The organism is Shewanella marisflavi, from assembly GCF_002215585.1.
Lineage (GTDB): Bacteria > Pseudomonadota > Gammaproteobacteria > Enterobacterales > Shewanellaceae > Shewanella > Shewanella marisflavi.
Window position 1 is genome coordinate 1,280,732 of record NZ_CP022272.1, and the last position, 24,593, is coordinate 1,305,324.

Consider the following 24,593-nt stretch of genomic DNA (forward strand, 5'->3'; position numbering starts at 1 on the left):
AAGAAACTAGGGGACGACTAGTCTTGGCGTATCATCTTAGCGACAAACATACCGTCGCTATCTGCCTGATAGGGCAGTACGGTCAGCATTGACGTCGCCTCGCCGGTAAAGGGATGAGTCAAGGTCTGCAGACTAAAATCAGTACGCGTCTTTAAGAAGGCTTCTACCACGGCCTGGTTTTCAGCCGGGCTGATAGAGCAGGTGGCATAAACCAGCGAGCCGCCGGGTTTTACTGCCTCACAGGCGCGACTTAAGATATCCAGTTGCAGGTTGGCCTTGTCCGTGATGGCGCTGGCATCATCTAACCAGCGCATATCTGGGTTGCGACGCCAAGTGCCGGTGCAGCTGCAGGGGGCATCGACCAGTACGCCATCGAAGTGGCGAGCGGGTATCGGTAGGGCATCTGACAGCCAAGGCTGGGTGGTGATCCCTTTGAATTTGGCGCGTTTGGCGCGTTTGGCCAGTTCTTCGAGTGGCTTGCGACGAATATCTGAGGCAATCACCTTGCCACTGGCCTGCTTATCTTGTTGTAGCATCAAGGAGCGCAGTTGCAGACTCTTCCCGCCGGCGCCGCTGCAGGCGTCCCACCAGATCTCATCGGCCTTTGGCGCGCAGATATTGCCTATCACCTGAGAGCCCAAGTCTTGGATCTCTAACTTGCCCTCACTATAGAGAGGTAGGGCATTGAGGTTGAGACTCTTGTGACCCAGGTTGATGGCATCGCTGAAAAAGTCGCTGCCGCTTGCCGTGATGCCTTGCTCGGCGAGTTGGGCTTGAGCCTTTGCTAGGGTGATCCCTTGCAGGCGGCCCCAGATAGGCGGACGGCTACACAGGGATTCAACCAGCTGTTGGCGCATCTCTGGTGAAGCAGGAAAGTGTGCCCAAAACCAGTCGGGGGCCAGGTCGTCAAATGCAAATGCTTGGTCGGGAATAGAAGTTTCAAGCAGGGCCTGTTTTTCTGTCAAACTGCTGTTGGGGTTTAATTGGCCAAGCTCAGCTAAGCCGCTAAAACCGCGCCATGCCTGAATGATCTCCTGCCAGCCGTGGGATTCAAGGGTGGCGGTCAGTGCGAGCTGGGCAAACCAGTGTTGGGTGGCGTCTTGCTGAGGCAAGCCTTTAAGCCAGCCATGCCAGCGAAACAAGCCAAACAGGCTCTCGCGGATCACTCGTCTGTCTTTCGAACCATGTTTCTTATGAGCGCGAAAATAATCGGCCAGAATACGATCTCCTGGCAGTTTGCTGTTCAGCGTTTCACAAAATAGGTGATGTATGGTCAGGCTATAACTTAGGGCGCGTTTTTCGGCGCCGCTTTGGGCGTCCACCGCCTGATGCAGGGCTTCACCCGATAGGCTGGCAATGGCCAGGTGGGTGGCTGGTGGTGTGTTTGTCGAAGATGTGGAGTCGCCCATGAATATACGCCTAAGCTAAGATCTATTACTAAGGGCGCAAGTGTACCAGAAGTCGGCCTATTTGCTATCACCAAGCTGGTTACTGGCTTCTTAAGATAAGGGCTCGGCCCGTCATCTTGCCCAAGCATTTTTTCACCTTATTTGACGCTGTTAATTTCGACTGTCCGTGATCCTTGAGCCCTATTGCCTTCCCAAAGTCTAAGCCAAGGCTGTGGATGATTTATCGCCGTGCTCAGCCTTTGTCATTAGTGCAAAAGCAGAGCAAGTGATAAGCTAGTATTGCTTTTTTTCTAATTGGGGCATGAGTCTGGAAATTTTTTCTGGTATGGTGCGGCTGAAACGAGAGGAGATTATGGAAAAGTACGAACAACTACTGATTTCGCTGCGCCGCGTGATCCGCGCCATCGATATACATTCTCGGCAGCTCAATAAGCAATCAGGTCTTACCGGGCCCCAGCTGATGGTGATGCAGACTATTGCCGCCTATGATCGCCCGCTCGCCAAGGAGATCGCCCAGGAAGTGGCGCTGAGTCCGGCTACGGTTGCCACCATTATCGACCGTCTCGAGGCGCGAAACTTGGTGGTGAGAACCCGCAGCGAGTCAGATAAGCGCAAGTGGCATCTGTCGCTCAGTGAGGCTGGTATCGAGATTTTAAGGGCAGCCCCTAAGCCGCTTCAGGAACATTTTATCAAGCGTTATCAAAATCTTGAAGATTGGGAGCAGAGCCAGTTACTTTCAGCCGTTGAACGTATTGCTTCTATGATGGATGCCCAAGAGCTAGATGCCGCCCCTGTGTTGTTAGTTGGGCAGATCCAGGCGGAAGAGTAAGTGGCTAGCGCAGATTCTCCATCGCTTCATGTGCCTGAGCAGCACAGAACAACGGGTCACAATGGTGATGTGTACGCTAGCGAGCGAAAGATAGATAACTGCGCCTTGGTATTGGAAGGTGGCGGACTGCGCGCCATCTACACCGCAGGTGTGCTCGATGCCTTTTTAAAAGCTGGGCTTCATTTTCAGTACTTGGTGGGCGTGTCGGCTGGTGCTATTTATCCTGCTTCTTATCTTTCACGCCAACAGGGTCGTAACCTGACCATTCAACAAAATTTTCTTGCCGATAAGCGCTATATGGGGCTTAAGCATCTGCTGCGTAACGGCAACTATGTGAACACAGATTTTACCTATCGTCGCATGGCCCATGAGTTAGTGCCCTATGATTTTGACGCCTTTGCTCACAGTGAGGCTGAGTTTAAGGTGGGCGCCTTTAACTGCCTCACTGGCGAAACTGACTTTTTTGGCATGAGTGACTTTAGCGATCATGACACCTTATTAGAGGTGCTTATTGCCTCAAGCAGCCTGCCTTTTATCTCAAGACCGACCTGGCTCAAGGGAACGCCCTATCTCGATGGTGGCATAGGCGCGCCGATCCCCTTGGCACAGGCTCGTAAAGATGGTTTTAAGCGCCAGGTGGTGATCCTGACCCAGGAGCAGGACTATCGAAAATCGGCCTTTAAGGCCAAATGGCTGGCTAAGCGTCTCTATCGTCGCTATCCCAAGGTGGCCAATGCCCTGATTGAACGTCACAATACCTACAATCGGGCGCTCGATGAGTTGGCACAGGCGCAAGCTGACGGCACGGCTTTGGTATTGCAGCCCGCGACGCCCCTTGGGCTGTCTCGCCTTGAGCGGGATGTTACTAAGGTAGAGGCCGTTTATCGCCGCGGCCTTCGAGAGGGTGAAGCCTTTATCCCTCAGCTGATGGCGTTTATCGCTAACACCTAGCACCTAATACCTAGCAACTAGCTACGAGCATCTTGCACGAGTTCCATATTGTCCTGCCACGTAAGGCGCAATCTTTCCTGCAAGTGGCAAGCTCTGTCAATATAGCCGCAATCTATCCCTTAACCTTGGTATTAATCAGCTCTGGTGCTTTAGTCGCATTGGCATTGATTTAGGTTGACCTTTGGCTGTTTTACAAGCAACTTAAACAGCTGTTTTATTAAAGTATCAATTTAATCATGATGTTAAAGGAGTCCCCATGGATAAGGCCAAATACGATCAAGGGTTAGCCATCAGGCGCGAGGTGATGGGCGATAGCTTTGTAGACAAGGCGCTGTCATCGGCCAGCGATTTTACCCAGCCACTACAAGAGTTGGTGACCCGCAACGCCTGGGGAGAAGTGTGGGCCAGAGAGGGGCTAGACAGGCGAACCCGTAGCCTGATCACCATAGCCACCCTTGCGGCGCTCAAGGCATCTACCGAACTCAAGGGGCATGTACGCGGCGCACTGCGTAACGGCTGCACCGTCGAGGAGATCCAAGAGGTGTTGCTGCACTCCACCGTTTACTGCGGCATGCCGGCGGGCGTCGAGGCGTTTCGCGCGGCGAATGAGGTGATAGCCGAGTGGCAGGAAGGGGAGTAGGGATTGGCAATCCCTTGGTTTGCTTTAGTAGCGTTTGGCTGCAACTTTATTTAATTAAAGTGTTTGAAGACCGTACCTTGATGGCAATCTATCGCCTGCCCGGCGGGTGCTGTACATGGATGTACCAATGTCGTGATCACATGGAAGTGAAAGAGCGACCTTATGTGCTGATACTGCTGTGACACGCTGTGCGCCATCTGACCTCCAAGGATGGAGGGAATGCCGAAAAATGTCGGGAACATTTTCGGCCCTGTTTCGGAAGCTCACAGTCGTATCTACACTCGGTATCTACCGTCTCTTCGATTTGGCTTCTTCTGGTGTCTTGGGACTTTCGGTTTGTTCCAAGTTGCGGCATTTACCTGAATGCTTTTTGGTAAGGTGTTTGAAGGTCGCACCTTCACTGTGATTTATCACCTGCCCGGCGCGTGCTGTATATGGATGTACCAATGTCGTGATCACATGGATGTGAAAGAGCGATGGATGTGCTTACACCAGTGTTGGTATCTCTTCGATTTAAGGCTACTCATGCGTGTTGATGCTTTTGCCTGAGTGCCTAATGAATGCAGGTATTTGGAAGGGGACTTCAAACCATAGCTTCATGATTATCTAACGCCTGCCCGGCGTGGGATGTGCAGATACACCTGTGAGACGCCGTGAATAAATCCCTTTAGGCTCTACCGAAACATCCCTGTTTCGGAAGCTCACCGGCGTATCTACACTCGGTATCTACCGTCTCTTCGATTTGGCTTCTTCTGGTGTCTTGGGACTTTCGGTTTGTTCCAAGTTGCGGCATTTACCTGAATGCTTTTTGGTAAGGTGTTTGAAGGTCGAACCTTCACTGTAATCTATCGCCTGCCCGGCGGGTGCTGTACATGGATGTACCAATGTCGCGATCACATGGATGTGAAAGAGCGACCTTATGTGCAGATACTGCTGTGACACGCTGTGCGCCATCCCTGGCCGCTCTGCGGTTTCATCCCTGAAACCGAAGGTCACAGCCGTATCTACACTTGGTATTTAACGCTTCTTCGATTGCCGCTGATCCGGGAAAGTGGGCTCAAGCCACTATTCTTGTTAGTAAAAATCTTTGATTAAATGTGACATGACATGTTGAATGCCAGCCAGAAGATAGTTTAAAGTATCACCAATTAAGGACAGAGCTAGGCCAACTCGAATCAAACATCGACTACGCCATTCAGGGAATGAAAAAGCCAACCACATGCGCCAATCACCTCCTTTAGAAGATGACTCTGCCCCCGCTTATTTACATGCTTGGTCTCCTACCTTACAAGGTAGTTTACCTTGTAAGGTCTCATTAATAAGTTGTTATACGTTTAGAGTAAACCCAAAAATTTTTAGTTCTAAAATTTCAAAGGAAAAATATGAAGGAAAAGGAATTAGATAGCAGCATTAATCCTTTGGGGGTGGATGCTAAAAGAGAAAAGGCAGGAAGTGAAACTTTTAGAAAGTATAATTATCAATATCACTGGGCATTTTGTAGAATGCTCGATGAGCATAGCGATGGCAATGAATACGCAATTTTTGTAGAAGAGCATGAAGATGTAACATTAGCAAATAGCCTCGATAGCCAAAAAGCACTATTCGAGTTCAATCAAATCAAAGAAATATCCAGTAAGTCAACTGTCAATACACTCTCAAAAGATAAAAGTAACACAGCATCACCTCTAAAAAAGCTAGCCGACAGTGTGTGCAACAAAGAATTCTCAGACAAAATATCCAACGTAAATTTTGTCTCCACTGGAGGATTTAGTTTCGATTTACACAAAAAGGGATTATCTTTTGAAGTCATAAAAGTAGGTTTACTGTTAAAGGAAGAGAAAGAAAAAATACTAGCTTGTATTTCTGGTATTGATAAAGAGAATATCTTAGAAGAAAAGCTGGCTTTTATAATTCCTGAGCTGCCAGAAAAAGGCTTTGACTACGTTGTTGAAGGTAAAATTAGTCAACTTATAAACAAGCGGAATCCAGGCTGCACATACAATTCAAGCTCTATTTATAGCTGTATAATAAGAGATCTGCAGAGAAAGGGTGAGAATAGCTTTGACTATTATGATTGGGATGCATCATTAAAAAAGAAAGCTGTCACGAGTCGTCAGGTAGATGAAATTATCACTCAGCATGTTAAAAGAAAGCCTGATGAAAATCTAACTGCAGAATTAATAGATATTCTAAAAAATGAATATAACTTAGGCTCCTTGAGGCGGCGAAAAATAGTAAGTGCATTCGATAGGTACTATACTGCAAAGCTAAGCAGTCGTGATAGTGAGCTTAACAAAGTTTCGGTTGAGATAAAAGAAATAATAAATTCTAATATTGATGGATTTTCTACTGCAGCTGAGCTAGAAGCTTATGTCTTAGCTCAAGGAACGGAGCTTTTAAAAAACTACTTTCCTAGCACAGAGGATTTCTCCGGTGCTTTTTTATATGAGTTGATTGCAAATGATGAATATTGACACTTACACATACAAAAAGCTTATTAGGAATTTAAGGAATAAAACACATGAAAATCTTGAAGTTCAAGAAACTAACAATAATAAGCAACCTAGAAAAGAAAGCCAAACAATTAGAGTTCTCAGACAGATACAATCTGATTCTAGCCGAGGACGAGAATAGCGTTGGAAAATCATCGGTAGTTAAAAACCTTTTCTGGTGTTTCGGATGCGACCCAAGATTCGACGACAAGTGGAAAGGTTTGTCTTGTAAAGGTATTGTTGAATTTGAAATTAATAGCAAGGCATACTGGGTTGCTAGAGATGATAACCGTTTTTTCATTTCTGATGACGGTATAAACTTCAAAAGTTACGTAGGTGTTTCAGGCGAATTCTCTAAAAAGGTTTCTGAGCTTGTCAACTTCAATGCTTTACTGCCTGTGAGAAATAAAGATGAAGTTATAACACCTCCACCTGCATTTTATTTTCTTCCTTTTTACATAGATCAAAAACAAAGCTGGTCAAATGCGTGGTCATCATTTGATAAACTTGGGCAATTTGCTGATTGGAAAAAGCCCATCATCGAATACCATTCAGGAATGATCAAAAAAAGCTATTTTGACCTGACTCAAGATATATATGAGAAAAAAAGAGAAAAAGCTGTCGTTAAAAACAAGATTGAAAATTACGAAACTGCTATATCAATTGTCAGTGATTTCATTCCTAGTATTGAGACTACAGTAAACTTAGAAGAATTTGATGAGATAGAAGAAGAGCTGAGGTATAAAATACTTGAATTACATAACAAACAGGAGTTAGTCTTTGAAGAATTCGCAGAACTTAGAGCAGAAAAAGCACACATACAAAGCCAGCTTGCAATTGCAAATGAAGCTGTTAGCGAATTAGAAAAAGATTATGAGTTTGCAGAAGAAATAGAAGAAGAAATTGAATGTCCTACATGTGGAGTAGTTCACGACAACACTTTAGTAAATAGATTTGCTCTGCTAAAAGATAAAGAGCAAGCCGAACAGGTTGTTAAAAGACTTCAAAGAACACTTAGAAGGTCTGAGAGTACGGTTCAAAATAAAGAGGGTGAGCTGAAAGATATTAGGCGCAAAATAGAAGTACTAAATGAGAAATACTACAAAAAGGAAGATAATGGTAATCCAATAACATTTCAAAACATACTTGATTCTGTTGCAGCTCATTCTGTAACCCACAAAGTCAATAGCAGCAAAAACATCAAACTTGAACATTTTTACTCCTTAGAAGCAGACGAAAAAAACTTAGGTAAGGATAGGAATGATACTGTCAAAGAAAGTCGAAAAGAGGTTAAAGAAAAATTCTTAGAGCTTTTCCCAAATTATATTGCAAAGTTGAGAGCATTTGGTGTTAACACTTCTAGTATTAAATCACCAGAGACTCATGCAAAGGTCGCAAAAAGTGGTGGGGCTGCAGAAAGCTCAAGAGCAATGCTTGCTTATTATGTCAGCTTCTACAATCTTATAAGCATGTACAGTGAGGAGGCTTTAAGTCCACTTGTGATTGACACTCCTAATCAGCATGAGCAAGCCGCAGACCATTACGAAAGCATAGTTTCATTAATAATGAATAATACACCAAAAAATTCACAAATTTTTCTATGTGGAATGGATTCAACAAAGCTTTCAGCAATAAAGTCACAAGGAAAAGTTCACTTTTTAGAGAAAGAACATTCACTACTGGAAGCTGAAAAATATAAAGAGTTGAATGAGACTTATAGTTATATCTTTGAATCATCAGAGAAACGTATAACAAGTGGTTCCAGGTGACGCCTTCGGCGCACCTGTACCAAGCGTTAATAGGGGCGAGCTTGAGCTTTGGCTTGGGCTCGCCTTGTTTGTTTTAGCCCTTCATAGTTAGAAGCTGTGTTAGCCGTTGACGGCGATGATGGAGGGGCGTTGTTCCATCTTGGCGAGCCAGGCGGTGAGGTGGGGCTGGTCGTCGTTTGGGGTGATCTCCAGGTGTTTGATGAAGCTCATCATTACGTAAGCGGTGATGTCGGCGATAGAGAATTGCTGGCCGGCGATAAAAGGCTGCTCGCTGAGCTGTTTCTCAAGCGTGGGTAGAAATTCTATCACGCGCTGGCGGGACTCTTGGCCCCAGGCCTCGACGCAGCGCTCTCTGTCTTCATATATCTTGGTGATGTTTCTAAAGGCCTGAAAGGCGACGAACAGGCCTTGCAACTCACAGATCCGTTGCCACATCTCAACCTGTGCCTTTTCCAGCGCCGTATCGCCAAACAGTGAGTGGCTTGATGTGGTGATCTCGTCGAAGTAACGACAGATAGCAACCGATTCACATAGGCTCTGACCGTCGTCGAGTTCCAGCACCGGAATGCGGCCATTGACGCTAATGGCCTTAAATTCATCATTTAGGTTGTCACCCCCGCGCAGGTTAAGACTCACGCGCTCAAGACCTATCTCTTGCTCGTTGATGCCAAGTTCCTTAAGGAAGATATTGACGCGTCTGGCGCTGGGGGTCATGGCTAATTCGTAGAGTTTCATCTATCCCTCTCTGACTCTTGTGAAAGTTGTTGTGGTGCCCTCAGTTGAAGGTTTTCGCTTTAACTGAACGCTCGTTTAGAATAGAATCTAATTCATATCTGAACGTTCGGTCAAGAAACTTGTTGCGAACGCTTAACTAGGGTCTGTTGAACTTTTGCGTTCATTTTTGCAGTATTCTGTATCGATTTTATACAAGGCAGAGCGATTGCAGTGTAGTGTGCTACATCAATGAGCGATAACGCAGTAGAAAAATGATACAGACGCTGCCCGAAGGGGTCGTCTTGAGTATGTTCAACTTTTTGTTACTCGGCTTTTATATAGAATTACTATACCTCAAGCCTAGTGCCTCAATTTGAACGTACTCAATTAGAACAAAATTTGTTCTCAAAAGATAAACAGACCCTATAAACTCAGAGCAAAATCATCTATGGCGAGAAGTTGTAATTTTGATAGGCAGGAGAAGCTGATAGCGGCCATGGAGCTGTTCTGGCAGAAGGGTTATGCTGATACCTCGGTGGCGGATCTGGTCGAGCACCTTAAGATCAACCGTTTTAGCCTGTATAACAGCTTCGGCGATAAGCTTAGCCTGTACCGTGAGGCGCTGGGCTACTATTTCGATAACCACGCCATGCCTAATCTTTCACCGCTGCTGGCCGAAGAGGCGGGTCTAGACGAGATAGTGACCTACCTTGAAGCCTTTATCGTCAAGCAATCGACCCAGCCTTTTGGCTGCTTCTTGCAAAATGCCGTGCTGGAAAAATACCTCAGCGATGAGGTAGTGCAAGGGATCTGTGCCCGCCTGTTCGATGAGCTGCACCAGACGTTTGAGCGTGTGCTCGGCGCCGCGCAGCAAAGGGGTGAGTTAGTGGCCAGCGCCCAAAGTGCGCAGCTGGCCAGCTTTCTGGTGATGCAGATGCAAGGAATACGCGTGCTGGGCAAGGCCAGGCAACAGCCGCGTATCGCCCAGGCGCGTGAGGTGCTACTGAGCTATCTTCATTCGCTTAAATCGAACACACCTGTCATCTAAGGCCGATTATTTGGCACCTTTAATCAGAGGGATGCCGTTGGTGCCGACCGGAATATAGACAGTGGTATGGTTGGGTGAGTCGGCCATCTTCAATTGGGCATTAATCGCCTCGTGCTGCAGGTAGTTGGGGGTTAGGGTCTCGTTGATGATCTGCTGCGCCTTGGCTATCCCCTTGGCCTCTTCGATACGGATCTCCGCATCCTTCTGGGCGATCTCTTTCTGGGTTTCTTTCTCCGACAACAACTGCTGGGCGGCGAGTTTTTTCTCAACCGCGATAGCGACTATGTCGGGGTAGTTGATGTTACCGACAATCACATTGTTGAGCTGGAAGGGCGACGTCTTGAGGTAGCCGTTGAGTTTGACCGATACTGCCTCGGCGATCTCCGAGCGGTTCTCCTTTAGCGCCACACTGTCATAACGCTGCACCTCGTCACGTACATAGGTACGGAAGGTCTCTCGCACGAAGCGGACATACCAGTTTTCAGCGCCATATTTTTCCACCACCTCTTTTACCGTGCCTGATTTGATGGCGATCACCGCATGAAAGTTAAAGCTGATATTGAGATCGTCCTTGGCGAGGATCTTAAAGTTTTCCGTGTAGGTGTTGGGGCGCATATCTATGTTGATCACCTCGTTGCGCCACAATGATACCCCATAGTTGCTTGGGCCAATCAGGGTGCCGCGATAGCCACCAGCGCCAAAAATACGCGGTTTCTCAAACACATAGCTCTCTTCTCCCGCAGGGGTGTTGGGGTTGGTACAGCCCGTTAGGCCAGTGGCCAGAGGCAGTACGATAATCAGCGGCGCAATAAATTTTAAGCCTTTGGCGTTAAAGCCTTGCGGGGTAAATAGCTTGTTGGGTTTGCGGTTAAACATTAAAAGTCCTTTTTAATAATCAAGATCCAGGGCAAAACAGAGGTAGCCCATCAGTTTATTGACCTGGCTAAATTGCTCGGCGCACCAGGTATCGAAATGGTTGGCAAACAGCTGCTGTGGGTCGAGCGGTTTGATAGCGATAAAGTCTTTGCGTTTAAGCTCGTCTAGCATGGGGTGGTGCTTGTCATAGCCTTTGGGCGGTCGCTGCAGGCTATCCCCCTCCATGACAAAGCCCGCAGCGCTGAGCTGTTTAAGCGCTTGTTTGTAGGCATTAGGGTTGTCATCGATGCAGCTGCGAATTTGGCTTAGCGCCTTGCTGTCGGGGTGCCAGATCCCCGCGCCGAGAAAGCAGCCGTCGTTGGCGATATGCAAATACAGTCCAGGAGCGTGTACATCTTTTCCCTGAAAATGACGAAACTGTATGCCAACGTTAACCTTATAGGGGGTCTTATCCTTGCTAAAACGGGCATCGCGCTGAGGGCGCATCAGGCTGCCGCCGACCTTCTTGGGCACGGCAGTCAGCCGCGGCGAGAGCTGCTTGATATGAGGCGCCATAGCATCGATAAACTTGAGTGCGGGAGTGCGTACCTTAGCCTCATACTCGGCTTGATGGGTCTTGAACCATTCGCGCTCGTTATTGCTTGCCAGCTTGGCGAGAAAATCGAGACAATCCGGGCTAAATAGCGCTTCCTTGGGGGCTGATGTGGTCATAATCTATCTAATAAAAATCAATATCTTGAATAAATTACCATAATAGTTCCCTAGAGTGTTAATACCGCTTGCTGAGGAATAAGGTCACTCGTTATAAAGCGCGATAGCTATGCTATAGTGCTCGCAGCCATGATTGACTGTGATGACAGGAAGAAGAGATGAAGATTTGGGTCGATGCCGATGCCTGCCCCGGCGTGATTAAAGAGATACTGTTTCGCGCCGCCGAGCGCGCCGAGATTGCCGTGACCTTAGTGGCGAACCACGCCATGCGTATTCCGCCGTCGCGCTTTATTCAGCTGGTGACTGTCTCCTCCGGCTTCGATGTGGCCGACAATGAGATAGTGCGCCGCGCCGCCCCTGGCGATCTGGTGATCACCGCCGATATCCCTTTGGCCTCTGAAGTTATCGATAAAGGCGCTCTGGCGCTTAATCCAAGGGGCGAGCTCTATACTGAGCAAAATATTAAGTCCATTCTCAACATGCGTGACTTTATGGACACCATGCGCGCCAGCGGCGTGCAGACCGGCGGCCCGGCGGCTATCGGCCAGAGTGAGAAGCAGGCCTTCGGTAACCAGTTGGATCGCCTGATCACTAAGCACCATAAGCGTTAAGCTGCGCTGCCACTCGATGAATGAGCGCCTGTTTGGCGCTTTTTTTGTGGCTAAAAGTGAGTACTTGCTGACGCCTCAGCGCCTATCAAGATGGAATATCTGCTGCAGGTGAATGAGGCGGGCCTCACATAACTACTTGATTCTGATTTTGTTTCTCTTGCACCCTCTGTTCAAATCGATTACTTTAAAACAAAAGTTTGCCATACAAACATTTGTTTGCTGTGGCGAGCGATACCTATGCTTAGAGAGATCGCCTGAATGACGGAACGTGAATTAGAAATCTTAGCACTACTCAAGCAAGACCCTTTGATCCCACAGCAGGAGCTGGCCGACCGCATTGGCATCAGCCGCTCAGCGGTGGCGGGACATATCATGAATCTGACCCATAAAGGGGTTATTCGTGGCAAGGGCTATATTCTGGCAGAAGCCAGGTATGCCGTGGTAGTTGGCGGTGCCAACATGGACATTCTCGGTCGCCCCGCGTCTAGTCTGCGGGTGGGGGATTCTAATCCGGGCAGCGTAAGCAGCTCGCCTGGCGGAGTGGGGCGTAACATCGCCGAGAACCTGGCTCGCTTGGGGTCTGATACCCGTTTGATGACCGCCGTGGGTAAAGATGCCTATGGTCAGCAGATCGTCGAACATTGCCAGCGGGCCGGTATCGACATGAAACCTAGTCTCCAACTAAGTGATGGCGTGACCTCAACCTATCTTTCCGTGCTCGACGGCGATAGCGACATGCATGTGGCGATCAACGATATGGCGATTCTCGAACGCCTGAGTGTGGATGTGCTCAAGGCTCAGCAAGCCATGCTAAAACGGGCGAGTCTTATCATAGTCGATGCCAATCTCAGTGAGGCGGCCTTAGCCTATCTGCTGAGTAACTTTGCCGATATTCCGCTGTTTGTCGATACGGTTTCCTGCGCCAAGGCGGAGAAGATCAAGCCCTATCTTAGTGCCGTGCATACCCTTAAGCCGAACCTCAAAGAGGCGGAGCAGCTTTCGGGGATCTCAATCGCCAACTACAACGAACTGCCTACGCTGGCCAACTGGTTCCATGACCAAGGCGTTAAGCGCGTTTTCTTGAGCCTGGGAGTTGACGGCGTCTTCTACAGCGATGGTCAGGAGCAGGCCCATATTCCGGCCATTCCAGTTGATATGGTCAATGCCAATGGCGCCGGAGATGCCTTCCTGGCGGGCCTAGCCCACGGCTTTATTCAAGACTGGTCGACTCGCAAGTCGACCGAGTTTGCCATGGCGGCGGCAGTGGTTGCCCTGTCGGATCTGGCAACCATCAATCCCAATATGTCAGAAATATCAGTTAACCGAGTTATCAAGGAGTCTCTATGTTAGCGCAGTACCTAGATATCAACCCAGAAGTGAAAGCGGCACTGGATGCCGGCCGTCCTGTGGTGGCGCTGGAATCGACCATCATCTCTCACGGTATGCCCTATCCGCAAAACGTCGAGACCGCTCTCAAGGTGGAGCAGATTATCCGTGACAACGGCGCGGTGCCAGCCACCATCGCCATCTTAAAGGGGCGGCTCAAGGTGGGCATGACCCATGACGAGATCGAGTATCTGGGTAAGGCGGGCCAAGCGGTGATCAAGACCAGTCGCCGTGACATTCCTTTTATCGTTGCTAAGCAGGCCGATGGCGCGACCACTGTGGCCTCGACCATGATTTTAGCGGCGATGGCTGGCATCAAGGTATTTGCCACTGGCGGCATTGGCGGTGTGCATCGCGGCGCTCAGCAGACTTTTGACATTTCTGCCGACCTGCAGGAGCTGGCTAATACCGATGTGGCCGTGGTGTGCGCCGGCGCCAAATCGATTCTGGATATCGGTTTGACCCTGGAATACCTAGAGACCCAAGGTGTGCCTGTAGTAGGTTATGAAACCGAGACGCTACCTGCTTTCTACACCCGCGAGAGTGATTTTGGTGTCGACTATCGTCTGGATACGCCTAAGCAGGTGGCCGATGCTATGACGGCCAAGTGGCAGATGGGTCTCAAAGGTGGCGTGGTGGTCGCCAACCCTATTCCGGCCGAATATGCCCTGGATAAGGCGATGATCGATCAGGTGATTAAAGATGCCGTGGCAGAGATGGACGCCAAGGGGATTTCAGGTAAGGCCTCGACGCCATTCCTGCTCGCCAAGGTGGCCGAAAAGACAGAGGGCAGCAGCCTGGCGGCCAATATTCAGCTGGTGTTTAACAATGCCAAGTTGGCGGCGCAGATCGCCTGCGAGTACAGCCGTTAATTGCTAGCAATAGGTATAAAAAAGAGCGCTTAGGCGCTCTTTTTTGTGGGGTTACGGGCAGTTTATCTTGAGGTGACTTTCATTAGTGAGTAGCTCATCGCGGATCAGCCTGAGTAGATAGGTCTCGCGCTCGATAGACAGTCCCTTCTTTTCGCTGTGGGCCATAGTGTGCTCGTTATGGGCAATCGCTTGGTGAATATCGATCCAGACCGGGCGCATGCCATTTTGCAGCTCATGGCTCTCAAGTTTGGTATCGCCCAGCTCTTCGCCAATGGTGCAAACAAAGCAGAAAGATTCCATCTGCACAAAATCGAACCCAGGCTTGTACCAGGGACGAAACTCTTGATAGCGGCCGAACTCGCTTAATATCTCAATAGTGTGGGCGCCGGTTTCCTCTTCCAGCTCGCGCATCAGGGCCTGGCGAATATCTTCGCCCTCATCCACGCCGCCACCGGGAATACTGTAATCGTGATAACGCGCGGTGTAGAGCATCAAGATTTCACTGCCCCTAAGCACTATGGCGCGCGCCGCGCGGCGGGTGAAGCCTTGCCCGGCTATCGCATCGGGCGTAGCGGCATTAAGGTCGGGATGGATAGTGGATTTAAGCAGGTGCATAAATGGACTCGGTTGAAGATGATAAAGAGCAAGCCTTAGACGCCAAGTTGATTGAGCTGAGCTTGGTAGTCTTGAATGGCGCGGCTGAGCAATTGGCGTTGCTCGATTGGATTTTCGCCCCTAAGCACCTGGGTGTAGTGGGTTAATAGACGAGTAAGGTAGGTTTGCTGAATCGCCATGGGCGCCGATGACCATAGCCTGTCGCCAATCGCCGTGATGGGATGCTCTGCCTGACGTGCCAGATGCAACAGCTCATAACAGCGCTTATTTTCGCTGATAAGTCGTTCATCGAAGCGCTTTAGCCCGAGTGCATTGAGCCTCTCTCTGAGTTGATAGGTGTGATGCACAGGGCAGAGCAGAAATTCGATCTTTTGTCCTAGGGTATCGGCTTTTTGCTGAATAGCGCTCACCAACTCATAGGTTAGCTCACCACCAACGCCTGCGATGATCACCAGATGGGGCGCATCGGTGACATAGTCATCAAGCGGAAGTTTGGCCACATCCATGCAGTGCACCTGCCATTTGGCGGTATCTGGTCTTGGCGGATAAAAGCGCCTTAGCTTGTCGGTGAGGCCTTGCATGATGTCCGGCACAATATCGACAAAATGTATGGTCGGTGCGGCCTGGCGTTTTAGCAGGGCGGCGCCGAGCAGGCCGTGATCGCAGCAGCAATCCCAGATATGGGGGTAGCGACCATCGACCATGTTTTCTAGCTGAGTGAGGCGTTGACTGAGTTTCAAGCGGTGGACTCGTTATAACCTTAAAGAGGGGCTCTTGGCATGACTGGCGTGAGTTTCCTGCCTTGCGTTACAGCAGGTCGATTTCCAGCAGAATATCGGTGCAGCCTTTTTTGCAAAACACGCCGTAGTGACCGGTTTTTGCCTTTTCGGTGGGCACGACTAACTTTAATGGTTGTTTGCAGGTATCACACTGGGCGCTGTTGCCCTTAAACAGTCGCTTGATCAGATTTTTCTGCTCGTTAAAGGACTTCGCCGTGGTCTTGTTGATGGCGGAGAAATCTAGCTTCTGGGTGTTGCTGCTACTTGGCTCTGTCATGCTCAATATCATCAGTTGATAAATAATGGCACTAGTATACCAGTCTGAGTTTCAGGCAAAAGGGGGTCTATGGCCTATTGTGACCATATTAACTCTGGGAGCTAGTCTATATTAGTTAGCTATACTTTAGAGCAAGCGAAGGTATATGAGGTTGAGTGACTGGTTATATGCGTAAGTTCTCTGTGTCTGTGACGCTGTTGATGTTTTGCTCAGCCTGGGTGAGGGCTGTTCCTCTTGAGGTCGTCGCCATCAACTACCCGCCGTTCACGCAAGAGTCCCAAGCTGATGGTGACCATGGGACGGCGTTCGGTATGCTGGAACAGGCATTAGCCGATTCTCAGGTTACCTTGAAACCACAGTTTTATTCTGCCGCCAGGGCCAATAAGTTGATTCATTCTGGGCAATGGTGCGCCAGTTTCTATCCGCCTAAGCAGGCTTCATCTAACTATGTTCATGTCCCCTTATCTAGCCAACCAGTTGAGTTGGGCTTATATCGTAAGCGTCAAGCAGAGCCTTTTTCCTGGCAAGACTTGTCTGATCTAGCGGGCAGCCGCATCGCCCTTTTAAGAGGGTTTTCTCGTGATGGTCTGGGACTTAAGTTTAATCAGGCGGGGATAACCCTGTTTAATGTGGAAACGATTCGCCAGGGATTACAGCTGTTGCTTAAACAGCGAGTCGACTATGCCTTTGCCGATAATATCTCAGGCCCCATGCTCTTTAGTGAGTTGGGTGTTGATGCCAAAGACTATCAATTTTCCTCGACTTTGCTAGACAGTACACCCGTTGGCATCTGGCTAAATCTTGGCTGTGACGAGGCGGCTAAGGCGCGAAGAGACCTTAATGCCAAGGGGTATTAAGCCTGATTTATCCTGGCTGTAATGCTGGTGTTTGTTTGATAGTTAAACCTTATGTGGAAGAAGAGATGACTAAATCAGTCATAGTCCAGAAGCATTTAAAATGTACCATGGTGCAACATATGTTTATTTTTTGTTAATATCTTGTTGCTATTGAGTTGGTGTGATAGCTTGTTGCTTGTTGTGTGGTAGTAAATGCCAAATTAGGTCGCAATATAAGAGAGATATACCGCGGCATTTGCTATTCAGGGAAGTTTTAATAAAAGACTCTTAACAAAATAAATATAATGGAGAGACCTCTATGAAGTTAACTAAATTGGCAAGTGCCGTAATGGCGTTAAGTGTAGGCCTGTCAACTCAGGCATTTGCCGATGATGATCGTTACATCATCCAGGTAGACAATGGCAGTAAAGGTGTTGTTAAGGCACTGGCAAAACAGTTAGGTGCACAGATCCATGTAGACGGTAACGGCTTTATTGCTGCGACCTTTGCTGGTAAAGATCTTGCCCAGGTCAAAGGACTGTTAAACAATCCACACGTTAAATTAGTAGAGGCGGATCAGCGTCGTCATCTGATGGGCTTTAGCGATGATGCGGGCAATCCTATGACTCAGCAGGTAACGCCTTACGCCGTTTATCAATCGCAGGCAGATCAGGTGGCCTTCAATGCCGCTGCTGGCATGAAGGTATGTGTTATCGACTCAGGTCTGGACGCGTCTAACCCAGATTTTGTGTGGAACAACATCACTGGCGACAACGACTCAGGCACAGGCAGCTGGAACGTTAACGGTGGTCCACATGGTACACACGTTGCGGGTACTATCGGTGCGGCCGACAACAATGTGGGCGTGATCGGTATGGCGCCAGGCGTCGACATGCACATCATTAAGGTATTTAACGCTGAAGGTTGGGGTTACTCATCTGATCTGGCTCACGCCACTAACTTGTGTAGTGCGGCCGGTGCCAACATCATCAGCATGAGCTTAGGTGGCGGCGGCGCTAACTCGACCGAATCTAATGCCTTCCAGGCGTTTGTTGATGCCGGCGGCCTAGTGGTTGCGGCAGCAGGTAACGATGGTAATAGCGTTCGTTCATACCCTGCGGGTTATCCATCTGTGATGATGGTGGGCGCAAACGATGCGAACAACAACATCGCCGATTTTTCTCAGTTCCCATCTTGTACTTCGGGCCGTGGTCCTAAGGCCACTACAGACGAAACTATCTGTGTGGAAGTGACCGCTGGTGGTGTCGATACACTGTCTACATATCCGGCAGGTATGGCAACCGCAGCTAACCTAACCGCTGATGGCGCTTCATTTGCCAGCAGCGCGATGGAAAACTCAGGTTCGGTTTCAGGTAGTACCTATTACATGGGCACCGCCGAGGCGACCGATTCGGGCGCTAACGGTAATATCTGTGTGATCGACCGTGGTGTGATCTCATTCCATGACAAGGTTGCTAACTGTGAGAGCTCTGGTGGTATCGGCGCGATCATTATCAACAATGAGCCAGGCATGTTGTATGGCACCTTAGGTGACACCAACAGCACTTCAATCCCTGCTGTCGGTACAGCGCAGGAAGATCGTGCGGCGCTATTGGCGGCAAGCACGGCAACTGTGGATATCGGTACCTCGGATTATGGTTTCATGAGCGGTACTTCTATGGCGACACCAGCCGTATCAGGCATCGCCGCCCTGGTTTGGTCTAACCATAACCAATGTACTGGTAGCGAGATCCGTGCGGCGCTGAAAGCCACAGCTATGGACAGTGGTGCAGCGGGTAAAGATGTGTACTTCGGTTATGGTATCGTTCAGGCTGCAGCCGCCGATGCTTACCTGACAGCTAACGGCTGTGCTGGTGGTAATAATGGTGGTGACAATGGCGGCGGAACCGGTGGTGATTTCACCCTGTCGGCAAACGGCTACAAGAACAAGGGCGTTAAGACAGTGGATCTGACTTTCTCTGGCGCTGCTGGTGCAAACGTAGATGTTTACCGTGATGGCAGCATGATCGCGACCACTTCGGCAAGCAGCACCTATACCGACACTATCAACACTAAAGGTGGCGGAACTTACACTTATAAAGCTTGTGATGAAGGGACTACGACCTGTACTGCTGAACAGACAGTTGTCTTCTAAGTAAAGCTTTTGAGTCACACTAAAAACGCAGCTTAGGCTGCGTTTTTTTATGGTTAACTCATTACCCAATAAATGGGAGCAATGAATGGGCCGCAAATGAATGCGTGATGCCCTGAGTGTAAGCGGCTAAGTGTTCGCTTTGCCCAGTTTTCTTTGCAGATCTTGCTTGACTATCTCTAATGCCGCCAGTGCCACATCAGGTTCAATCTCATGACTCTCCAGAAGATAAATAAGGTCTACGGCGAGTTTTATGTCGTCACTCGCGTCATCAAGACCTGTCTTAGCTGTGGTCGAGTTATCTGCTGCTTGTGTCATATCCTTCCCTCAAATGTCTGCTGTCGATTCTCACATAGGCCGTCGATGGGAACAAGTTACTTAGGCTGTCCCTTGTACGCATCTATGTGTGGCTAAATAAAAAAACAGGCCATAAATGGCCTGTTTTTAGGGTGAGGAAGCGATACGAGATTAGTAGGTATATTTTGCTTCTAAGAAGACGTAACCACCATTAAAGCCAAATGGCGTATTGGTTAATGGATAGACGAAGATACCATTGAAGTTGTTGCTGTCCGGACGCTTCTCTGGATAGACATCAAACAGATTTTGCGCCCCGGCGGTAAAGCTCAGCGCCTCAGTTGCCGCATATTGCACTGACAAATCCATTACCCATTGGTCGCTATAAGTTACATCGCCAGAGGAATAACCCACGGTGTAATCGCCAAAGTAGCTTAGACGAACGTTGGTTTTGAAGTCGCCGAGCCTGTGGGTGAGTCCCAGGTTGCCTGTGTTGTTTGGCGTGGCCGAGGTCATGCGGGTTTGTTCGATACGATCGAAGAGTTCTTTACCTACGCCGTCTAAGACTTGCGGGAAATGAATATCTTGAATTTCCGTTTTGTTATAGGCATAGGCCAGGTTGGCCTGCAGATCGCCCCAAGCACCGATATCAAAGTCCTGGCTTATCACCAGGTCAACCCCTTGGGTACGGGTATCGACGGCGTTAATGAAGAAGCGTGCCGATTCGGCATTCGTGCCAGCTAAGGCTTGTGCAACGGCTGGTGAATCATCTGGCGTGACTGAGCTCGACAAGATGATACGGTCATCGACCGAGATCTGATAGGCGTCCAAGGTCACTGCCAGGCCCGCGTCATTGCGATAGACCAGACCGAGACTGAAAGATTGTGATAACTCAGGCTCTAGCTCATTGATCCCTAGCCCTTTTGTCACGGGGGATAGCGTGTTGAAGGTACCCGACTCTGTCGGTACTAACTGACCCGTGACAGGATCAGGGTTAAACAGGGTAGAGATATTGCTGAAATACAGCTGCTGTACACTAGGCGCTCTAAATCCTGTGTTAATGGTTCCGCGCAGGGCCAGGTTGTCGGTAAAGTCATAACGACCCGCTAGCTTCCAGCTGGTGTTGTCGCCGAAGTCTGAATAGTTTTCGTAACGCAGCGCCGCCGCCCAGTAAAAGTCATCGGTTAACTGGTTTTCTAGCTCGACATAAACGCCGGTGTTATCTCGAGTCTCGTCGACTTGAGATTCTGGGGTAAAGCCCGAAAAGCCCTGGCTGCCAGCGGCGCGATTATCAAAACCCCCATTGACGTAGGAAGCAGTCTCGCCTGCTTCAATTTGGTAGCCATTTTTACGCCACGACACACCCGCGGCAAAGAGGATCTCTGAGTCATTTGCAAAGGAGAAATAGCGCGACGCATCGATGTTTACGTTGGTTTCACGGGTCGACAAGGTGCCTGCATCAAACTCGGTTGGGCTGTCGGGGCCCAAAGATGCGTTTAATGAGTTAACAATGTTGTAGTTAAATGAGTTTTCGCCATGGCCTGCGGAGGTATCTATGTTCCATTCACCCAGGGTGAACTCATAACCTAGCACTAACGAGGTGTCGATTATTTCAGGGTTGATCTGGGGTAAGAAACCATCGGGGTAAACTTCGGTTAAGTTGCGCTTATCCAGGGCTCTGCGGTAGAAGGCGCCAGATTTAGTTTCGCGTTGGCTCACGCCACCGAAGGCGTATAGCTCGCCGTTGTCCGAAATAGCCTTGGCTGCGTTGATGAACAGCCCTAGGTTGTCGTATTCGGCATCGCCAACTTGGTGACTCTTGCGATTAAAGCTGGCTTCGCGAGGATCCGCCGAACCATCGGCTAGCTGCGGATACTGCTGGCGAGGATCTAGCCCTGCGCGGTTAGTGCTATTTTTATGGTGGGCCTCGAGAGAGACATTAATGAAGCCATCGTCACCCAGGGCTATGCCGTGGTTGGCGCCCACTCGCCACTGTTCACCGTCACCCGCGTAGGTCTGGCCTGCTTGTGCCGATACGCTACCACCTTGTTCACTGTCTTTTAGCACCACGTTGATGACGCCGGCAATGGCATCGGAACCATATTGCGCCGATGCGCCGTCACGTAGGATCTCGATACGCTTGATAGCGGTCATTGGAATGGCGTTTAAATCGACGTTAGATGAGCCTTTACCTACAGTGCCACTTAAATGGACCAATGCCGAACCGTGACGACGTTTACCATTGACCAGGACTAAGGTGTGATCCGGTGACAGGCCGCGCAGGCTTGCCGGGCGCACCGCATCTGAGCCATCGGTTACCGATGAGAATGGAAAGCTGTAACTTGGCGCGGCAAATTGCAGTGCCTTAGCCGTTTCTGTCATCCCTGTCGATTCGAGCTGCTCGGCGGTAATAATGTCGACTGGTGCCACACTATCTGTGGCGGTACGTAGTGCGATACGTGAACCTATGATCTCGATTTTTTCGAAACTGGCTTGTTGATCTAAGCTGGCTTGTTGATCTTCAGCGTGGACGCCAGGAAGGATGAGTGCAGATGACACTGCTAATGCGGAAACAGCTAAGCGCATAAGGCCTCTTAATAATTTGTATGTAAAACAATAATGAGAAGCGCGGGATATTATCACTGTAACAATTGTTACATTTAGAAGGATATGTACTAACTCATTGCAGACGGTTCTATTGGGAGCTCGCAATAGCGTATCGGAGGGCAATCTTATGTCGCCTAACGCCGCTACAGAGCTTGATGACGTTTGTAACGGATCTTTGGAGCGTTTTTGTGTGGCCCTTTGAGTAGCTCTTTATGTATGAGCCTTTCTGTATCGGTCTTTCTGTATGGGCCTCGCTGTATGGATTTAGGTATCGCGTAATCCAGGCTGGAGGATTAACCTCGCGGCCTCCAGATAAAAGCGCACTAAGCATGAAAAACGACGGCTGCTTTGGGTAAGCAGCCGTCGTGTAAAAGACTCATCTGGATAGATTATTCAGCATGGTTTATTCAGGATAGCAGCGAGTCACTGTCAGCGGTGCACTGCGATGCTTCTCGGAATCTGTGACAAAACACTCATCACCGCTTATCCAAAGCTGCACGATTTGTGGCAGCTCAAAGTTGCGGCCCATTAACAGCTGCCCGTTAGGATCCGTATGGGGACTGCGCTCCAGGGCCAATCGACTGTTTTGAGTGAATGCATCGGCGGCTAGGGTCACCTTCTCCATCTGTAACAGTTTGGCAATGGCGTTTTCCAGCTCAGTCAGACTCTCAGCACTCGGTTCGCTGACTATGGCTGGTACTGGGGCAGGCACTGGGGCTGGCAAAGCAGCGTCTTGTGCCTGCAGTGAGCAGCCAAGGAGGGTTAACGGCATGAAGCAGATCATGATACGAACTATGCGTTTCATCATAAATCCTATTCAGGCTGAGTCAGAATCCGGCTATTTAACAGCAGATTTTGCTTGCGCGTATCTTCGAGAATGTAACCTGTGTCGATAAATCCTGGTTTGACTTGGCTACGTGCCGCGCTTGCAACCTGGGCTGGACAGAAGTTGCTATCGCGATAGTAAAGCGCCGCCGATAACAGACCTTCATTTTGGTCACCTAAAGCGTGGTTGAAGTCATCAGCCACATCACAACCAGGTACTTCGCTTGCTAGCGTTGGATTGCTGCTGGGGACAAAGCCGTCAGAGTAATCACCAAAGCCTTTATCGTTCTCACCCTTAAATTGAATGGTGAAATAGGTGGTGCCACAGTTTGGTGTTGGGTAGAAGCCATAGGGCTTACCACAGGTGGTGCCGCCAATTTGGATCACCTCAACATCGATACCACGCAGGCTGTTGATCAGTGCCTCACTGGCTGAGCAGGTGTTGTCGGTCGTGAGGACAAATACTCGTGACAGATTAAGTGTCGGTAAACTCTGACCGCTTGATAGAAGGCCTGGATTAAAGCCAAGAGACTCATCGATGAAAGGCATTGGGGTCAAGGTTTGGCCTGTGACAGGATCTTTGGTTGGGTATTTGTCGTTAAAGGTACTGCGCTCAAAGATACGATTTTGTGTCGCTTCTTTACCGGCAATCATATAGCCCAGCTGGCTGGCCATGGCCAGTAAGCCACCACCGTTGTATCGCAGATCCAGCACTAGGTCGTCAACCTTAGCGGTTGCCAGAGTGTTGATGGCATCGAACAGACCACGCTCAGCGGTGGCGATGTGGGAATTGAACTGTAGATAGCCCACATTACCTGTTGGGGTGCTCACAACTTTAGTATTTTGCACTGGGGTTGAAACCACAGTTTGCGCCGTCAGTATCACATCTCGGGTCTGACTTGCGCCCAGATCTTGTATCGTGAATCGAGTCTCTTGTCCGGCATCGCTAGGGAACAAGCCATTATTTAAGGTATTGATTGACGCCATGTCATTGGCATCTTTTACGCTGACGCCATCTATGCTAACGATGACTGCCCCGCGGGCGATATTGGCATTGCTTGCAGGAGTGTTTGGTTCAGTGTAAGCAACGGTCACTTTTCTGTCTGTGGTGGCAGTGAGCTGCTGAAGATGAACACTCATGCCATAGCCGACCGATGCACCCGACTGATTAAGTTGTTCCCATTCGCTGGTAGGCATAGAGAAATGGAACTGGTCTTTGGGGTTGCCTGATGGCGATAGGTTTTCGGTTTTCAGTAGGCTGAAATATTCCAATACCTGATAAGGCGCCGGATCTCTGTCGATTATCTCGCTGTACCAGAGGTAGGTGTCGTTACTCCACGAACGTAACCAGAGTTTCTCCTTGAGACCCGTATCGCACTGAGCCGCTAACTGTGTATAAGGGGTAAATTCACCCTCGACCCATGTCACCGTGCCGCCCGACCCCGTGCCGATGGAACCGCCGTTGCCAGAGGTATCACTACCGCTGCCTCCTCCACTACAGCCAGTGAGCAAAAGGCCTGAAGCTAGCAGGCTTGTAAACAGAGCATTAGAGATTGACTTCATAAATAATCCTTTATTCTTAGACTCTTGTAACTTGGCACGTTGCGATTGTTATCGGCCCTTGCAAGTGGATACACAGCTGCAACATAATTTTCACTATCTTAGCTAAGATTTGTGAGTAGGTATAGCCTGAGCGCGAGAGTGCGTAGACCTTTGTGGTTTGTTTTTGAGCTAGTTTGTAGACGATCTATAGAAACCAAAGGGGGTGACGCCTAGTGATTCAATATAAACCGTCGATAACACAGTAGAAATGGCTGATAAAAGCGCAGAGAGTACGATTTAATGTTTTATCGGTCACCCTCTACAAAGCAGTATCAATTGCAGCGCTTTATAATCCACT

Annotated in this window: 22 protein-coding genes; 11 read left to right on the forward strand and 11 right to left on the reverse strand. The window is 49.1% G+C overall.

Features of this window, described 5'->3' with window-relative positions; genetic code table 11:
- Positions 1 to 17: 17 nt before the first annotated feature.
- Positions 18 to 1,409, reverse strand: a complete 1,392-nt coding sequence (locus CFF01_RS05715; RefSeq protein ID WP_088904157.1) for an RsmB/NOP family class I SAM-dependent RNA methyltransferase — start codon at positions 1,407 to 1,409, stop codon at positions 18 to 20.
- A 352-nt stretch (positions 1,410 to 1,761) separates the two neighbouring features.
- On the opposite strand from CFF01_RS05715, the gene CFF01_RS05720 reads away from it, so the two are divergent.
- The 5 genes from CFF01_RS05720 (at position 1,762) to CFF01_RS05740 (ending at position 8,090) form a co-directional block, all read left to right on the forward strand.
- Entirely contained in the window at positions 1,762 to 2,238 is a 477-nt protein-coding gene (locus CFF01_RS05720) for a MarR family winged helix-turn-helix transcriptional regulator (RefSeq protein ID WP_033537489.1), read from the forward strand.
- Positions 2,239 to 2,328: 90 nt separating this feature from the next.
- The gene (locus CFF01_RS05725; RefSeq protein WP_088905887.1) at positions 2,329 to 3,189 is read left to right on the forward strand and encodes a patatin-like phospholipase family protein; all 861 of its coding nucleotides are present in this window, start codon (positions 2,329 to 2,331) and stop codon (positions 3,187 to 3,189) included.
- A 256-nt stretch (positions 3,190 to 3,445) separates the two neighbouring features.
- The gene (pcaC, locus tag CFF01_RS05730) at positions 3,446 to 3,829 is read left to right on the forward strand and encodes a 4-carboxymuconolactone decarboxylase (RefSeq protein ID WP_088904158.1); all 384 of its coding nucleotides are present in this window, start codon (positions 3,446 to 3,448) and stop codon (positions 3,827 to 3,829) included.
- A gap of 1,382 nt (positions 3,830 to 5,211) precedes the next feature.
- On the forward strand, positions 5,212 to 6,303 hold the full coding sequence (locus CFF01_RS05735; protein WP_088904159.1) for a DUF4297 domain-containing protein: 1,092 nt from the start codon (positions 5,212 to 5,214) through the stop codon (positions 6,301 to 6,303).
- 47 nt (positions 6,304 to 6,350) lie between these two features.
- Positions 6,351 to 8,090, forward strand: coding sequence for a hypothetical protein (locus tag CFF01_RS05740; RefSeq protein ID WP_088904160.1), 1,740 nt, complete (start codon positions 6,351 to 6,353; stop codon positions 8,088 to 8,090).
- A gap of 99 nt (positions 8,091 to 8,189) precedes the next feature.
- On the opposite strand, the gene CFF01_RS05745 is transcribed toward CFF01_RS05740, so the two are convergent.
- Positions 8,190 to 8,825 (reverse strand): glutathione S-transferase, encoded by a 636-nt coding sequence (locus CFF01_RS05745; RefSeq protein WP_088904161.1) that lies wholly within the window; start codon positions 8,823 to 8,825, stop codon positions 8,190 to 8,192.
- 427 nt (positions 8,826 to 9,252) lie between these two features.
- Between CFF01_RS05745 and CFF01_RS05750 the strand changes: the two genes are divergently transcribed.
- Positions 9,253 to 9,852 carry a TetR/AcrR family transcriptional regulator gene (locus CFF01_RS05750; protein ID WP_088904162.1) on the forward strand — a complete coding sequence of 200 codons (600 nt, stop codon included), beginning with the start codon at positions 9,253 to 9,255 and terminating at the stop codon, positions 9,850 to 9,852.
- Positions 9,853 to 9,858: 6 nt separating this feature from the next.
- On the opposite strand, the gene CFF01_RS05755 is transcribed toward CFF01_RS05750, so the two are convergent.
- Both CFF01_RS05755 and CFF01_RS05760 read right to left on the reverse strand, forming a co-directional pair.
- Positions 9,859 to 10,728 (reverse strand): SPFH domain-containing protein, encoded by an 870-nt coding sequence (locus CFF01_RS05755; protein ID WP_232479513.1) that lies wholly within the window; start codon positions 10,726 to 10,728, stop codon positions 9,859 to 9,861.
- A 12-nt stretch (positions 10,729 to 10,740) separates the two neighbouring features.
- Positions 10,741 to 11,439 (reverse strand): DUF2461 domain-containing protein, encoded by a 699-nt coding sequence (locus CFF01_RS05760; protein ID WP_088904163.1) that lies wholly within the window; start codon positions 11,437 to 11,439, stop codon positions 10,741 to 10,743.
- A gap of 158 nt (positions 11,440 to 11,597) precedes the next feature.
- Here CFF01_RS05760 and CFF01_RS05765 point away from each other — a divergent pair, with 158 nt between their 5' ends.
- The 3 genes from CFF01_RS05765 to CFF01_RS05775 all read left to right on the forward strand — a co-directional run bounded on the left by CFF01_RS05765 (position 11,598) and on the right by CFF01_RS05775 (position 14,308).
- Positions 11,598 to 12,050, forward strand: coding sequence for a YaiI/YqxD family protein (locus tag CFF01_RS05765; protein ID WP_088904164.1), 453 nt, complete (start codon positions 11,598 to 11,600; stop codon positions 12,048 to 12,050).
- A 258-nt stretch (positions 12,051 to 12,308) separates the two neighbouring features.
- On the forward strand, positions 12,309 to 13,400 hold the full coding sequence (locus CFF01_RS05770) for a PfkB family carbohydrate kinase (protein ID WP_088904165.1): 1,092 nt from the start codon (positions 12,309 to 12,311) through the stop codon (positions 13,398 to 13,400).
- On the forward strand, positions 13,394 to 14,308 hold the full coding sequence (locus CFF01_RS05775; protein WP_033537497.1) for a pseudouridine-5'-phosphate glycosidase: 915 nt from the start codon (positions 13,394 to 13,396) through the stop codon (positions 14,306 to 14,308). Before CFF01_RS05770 ends, CFF01_RS05775 begins: the two co-directional genes overlap by 7 nt.
- A gap of 51 nt (positions 14,309 to 14,359) precedes the next feature.
- Here CFF01_RS05775 and CFF01_RS05780 read toward each other — a convergent pair whose 3' ends face one another.
- From CFF01_RS05780 to CFF01_RS05790, 3 genes are all read right to left on the reverse strand, one after another.
- Positions 14,360 to 14,923, reverse strand: a complete 564-nt coding sequence (locus tag CFF01_RS05780; protein WP_088904166.1) for an NUDIX hydrolase — start codon at positions 14,921 to 14,923, stop codon at positions 14,360 to 14,362.
- Between the two features lie 35 nt (positions 14,924 to 14,958).
- Entirely contained in the window at positions 14,959 to 15,663 is a 705-nt protein-coding gene (locus CFF01_RS05785) for a tRNA (adenine(22)-N(1))-methyltransferase TrmK (protein WP_088904167.1), read from the reverse strand.
- A 67-nt stretch (positions 15,664 to 15,730) separates the two neighbouring features.
- Positions 15,731 to 15,979 (reverse strand): type 2 periplasmic-binding domain-containing protein, encoded by a 249-nt coding sequence (locus CFF01_RS05790; RefSeq protein ID WP_033537500.1) that lies wholly within the window; start codon positions 15,977 to 15,979, stop codon positions 15,731 to 15,733.
- A 155-nt stretch (positions 15,980 to 16,134) separates the two neighbouring features.
- Between CFF01_RS05790 and CFF01_RS05795 the strand changes: the two genes are divergently transcribed.
- On the forward strand, positions 16,135 to 16,836 hold the full coding sequence (locus tag CFF01_RS05795; protein WP_157704949.1) for a type 2 periplasmic-binding domain-containing protein: 702 nt from the start codon (positions 16,135 to 16,137) through the stop codon (positions 16,834 to 16,836).
- 298 nt (positions 16,837 to 17,134) lie between these two features.
- The gene (locus CFF01_RS05800) at positions 17,135 to 18,970 is read left to right on the forward strand and encodes a S8 family serine peptidase (RefSeq protein ID WP_088904169.1); all 1,836 of its coding nucleotides are present in this window, start codon (positions 17,135 to 17,137) and stop codon (positions 18,968 to 18,970) included.
- A gap of 126 nt (positions 18,971 to 19,096) precedes the next feature.
- Here CFF01_RS05800 and rsmS read toward each other — a convergent pair whose 3' ends face one another.
- From rsmS to CFF01_RS05820, 4 genes are all read right to left on the reverse strand, one after another.
- Positions 19,097 to 19,285: a pleiotropic regulatory protein RsmS gene (gene rsmS / locus CFF01_RS05805; RefSeq protein ID WP_088904170.1), complete on the reverse strand. Its 189-nt coding sequence runs from the start codon at positions 19,283 to 19,285 to the stop codon at positions 19,097 to 19,099.
- A gap of 150 nt (positions 19,286 to 19,435) precedes the next feature.
- Positions 19,436 to 21,847 carry a TonB-dependent receptor plug domain-containing protein gene (locus CFF01_RS05810; RefSeq protein WP_088904171.1) on the reverse strand — a complete coding sequence of 804 codons (2,412 nt, stop codon included), beginning with the start codon at positions 21,845 to 21,847 and terminating at the stop codon, positions 19,436 to 19,438.
- 424 nt (positions 21,848 to 22,271) lie between these two features.
- On the reverse strand, positions 22,272 to 22,673 hold the full coding sequence (locus CFF01_RS05815; protein WP_088904172.1) for a hypothetical protein: 402 nt from the start codon (positions 22,671 to 22,673) through the stop codon (positions 22,272 to 22,274).
- Positions 22,674 to 22,681: 8 nt separating this feature from the next.
- Positions 22,682 to 24,256: a S41 family peptidase gene (locus tag CFF01_RS05820; protein ID WP_033537506.1), complete on the reverse strand. Its 1,575-nt coding sequence runs from the start codon at positions 24,254 to 24,256 to the stop codon at positions 22,682 to 22,684.
- Positions 24,257 to 24,593: the final 337 nt, after the last annotated feature.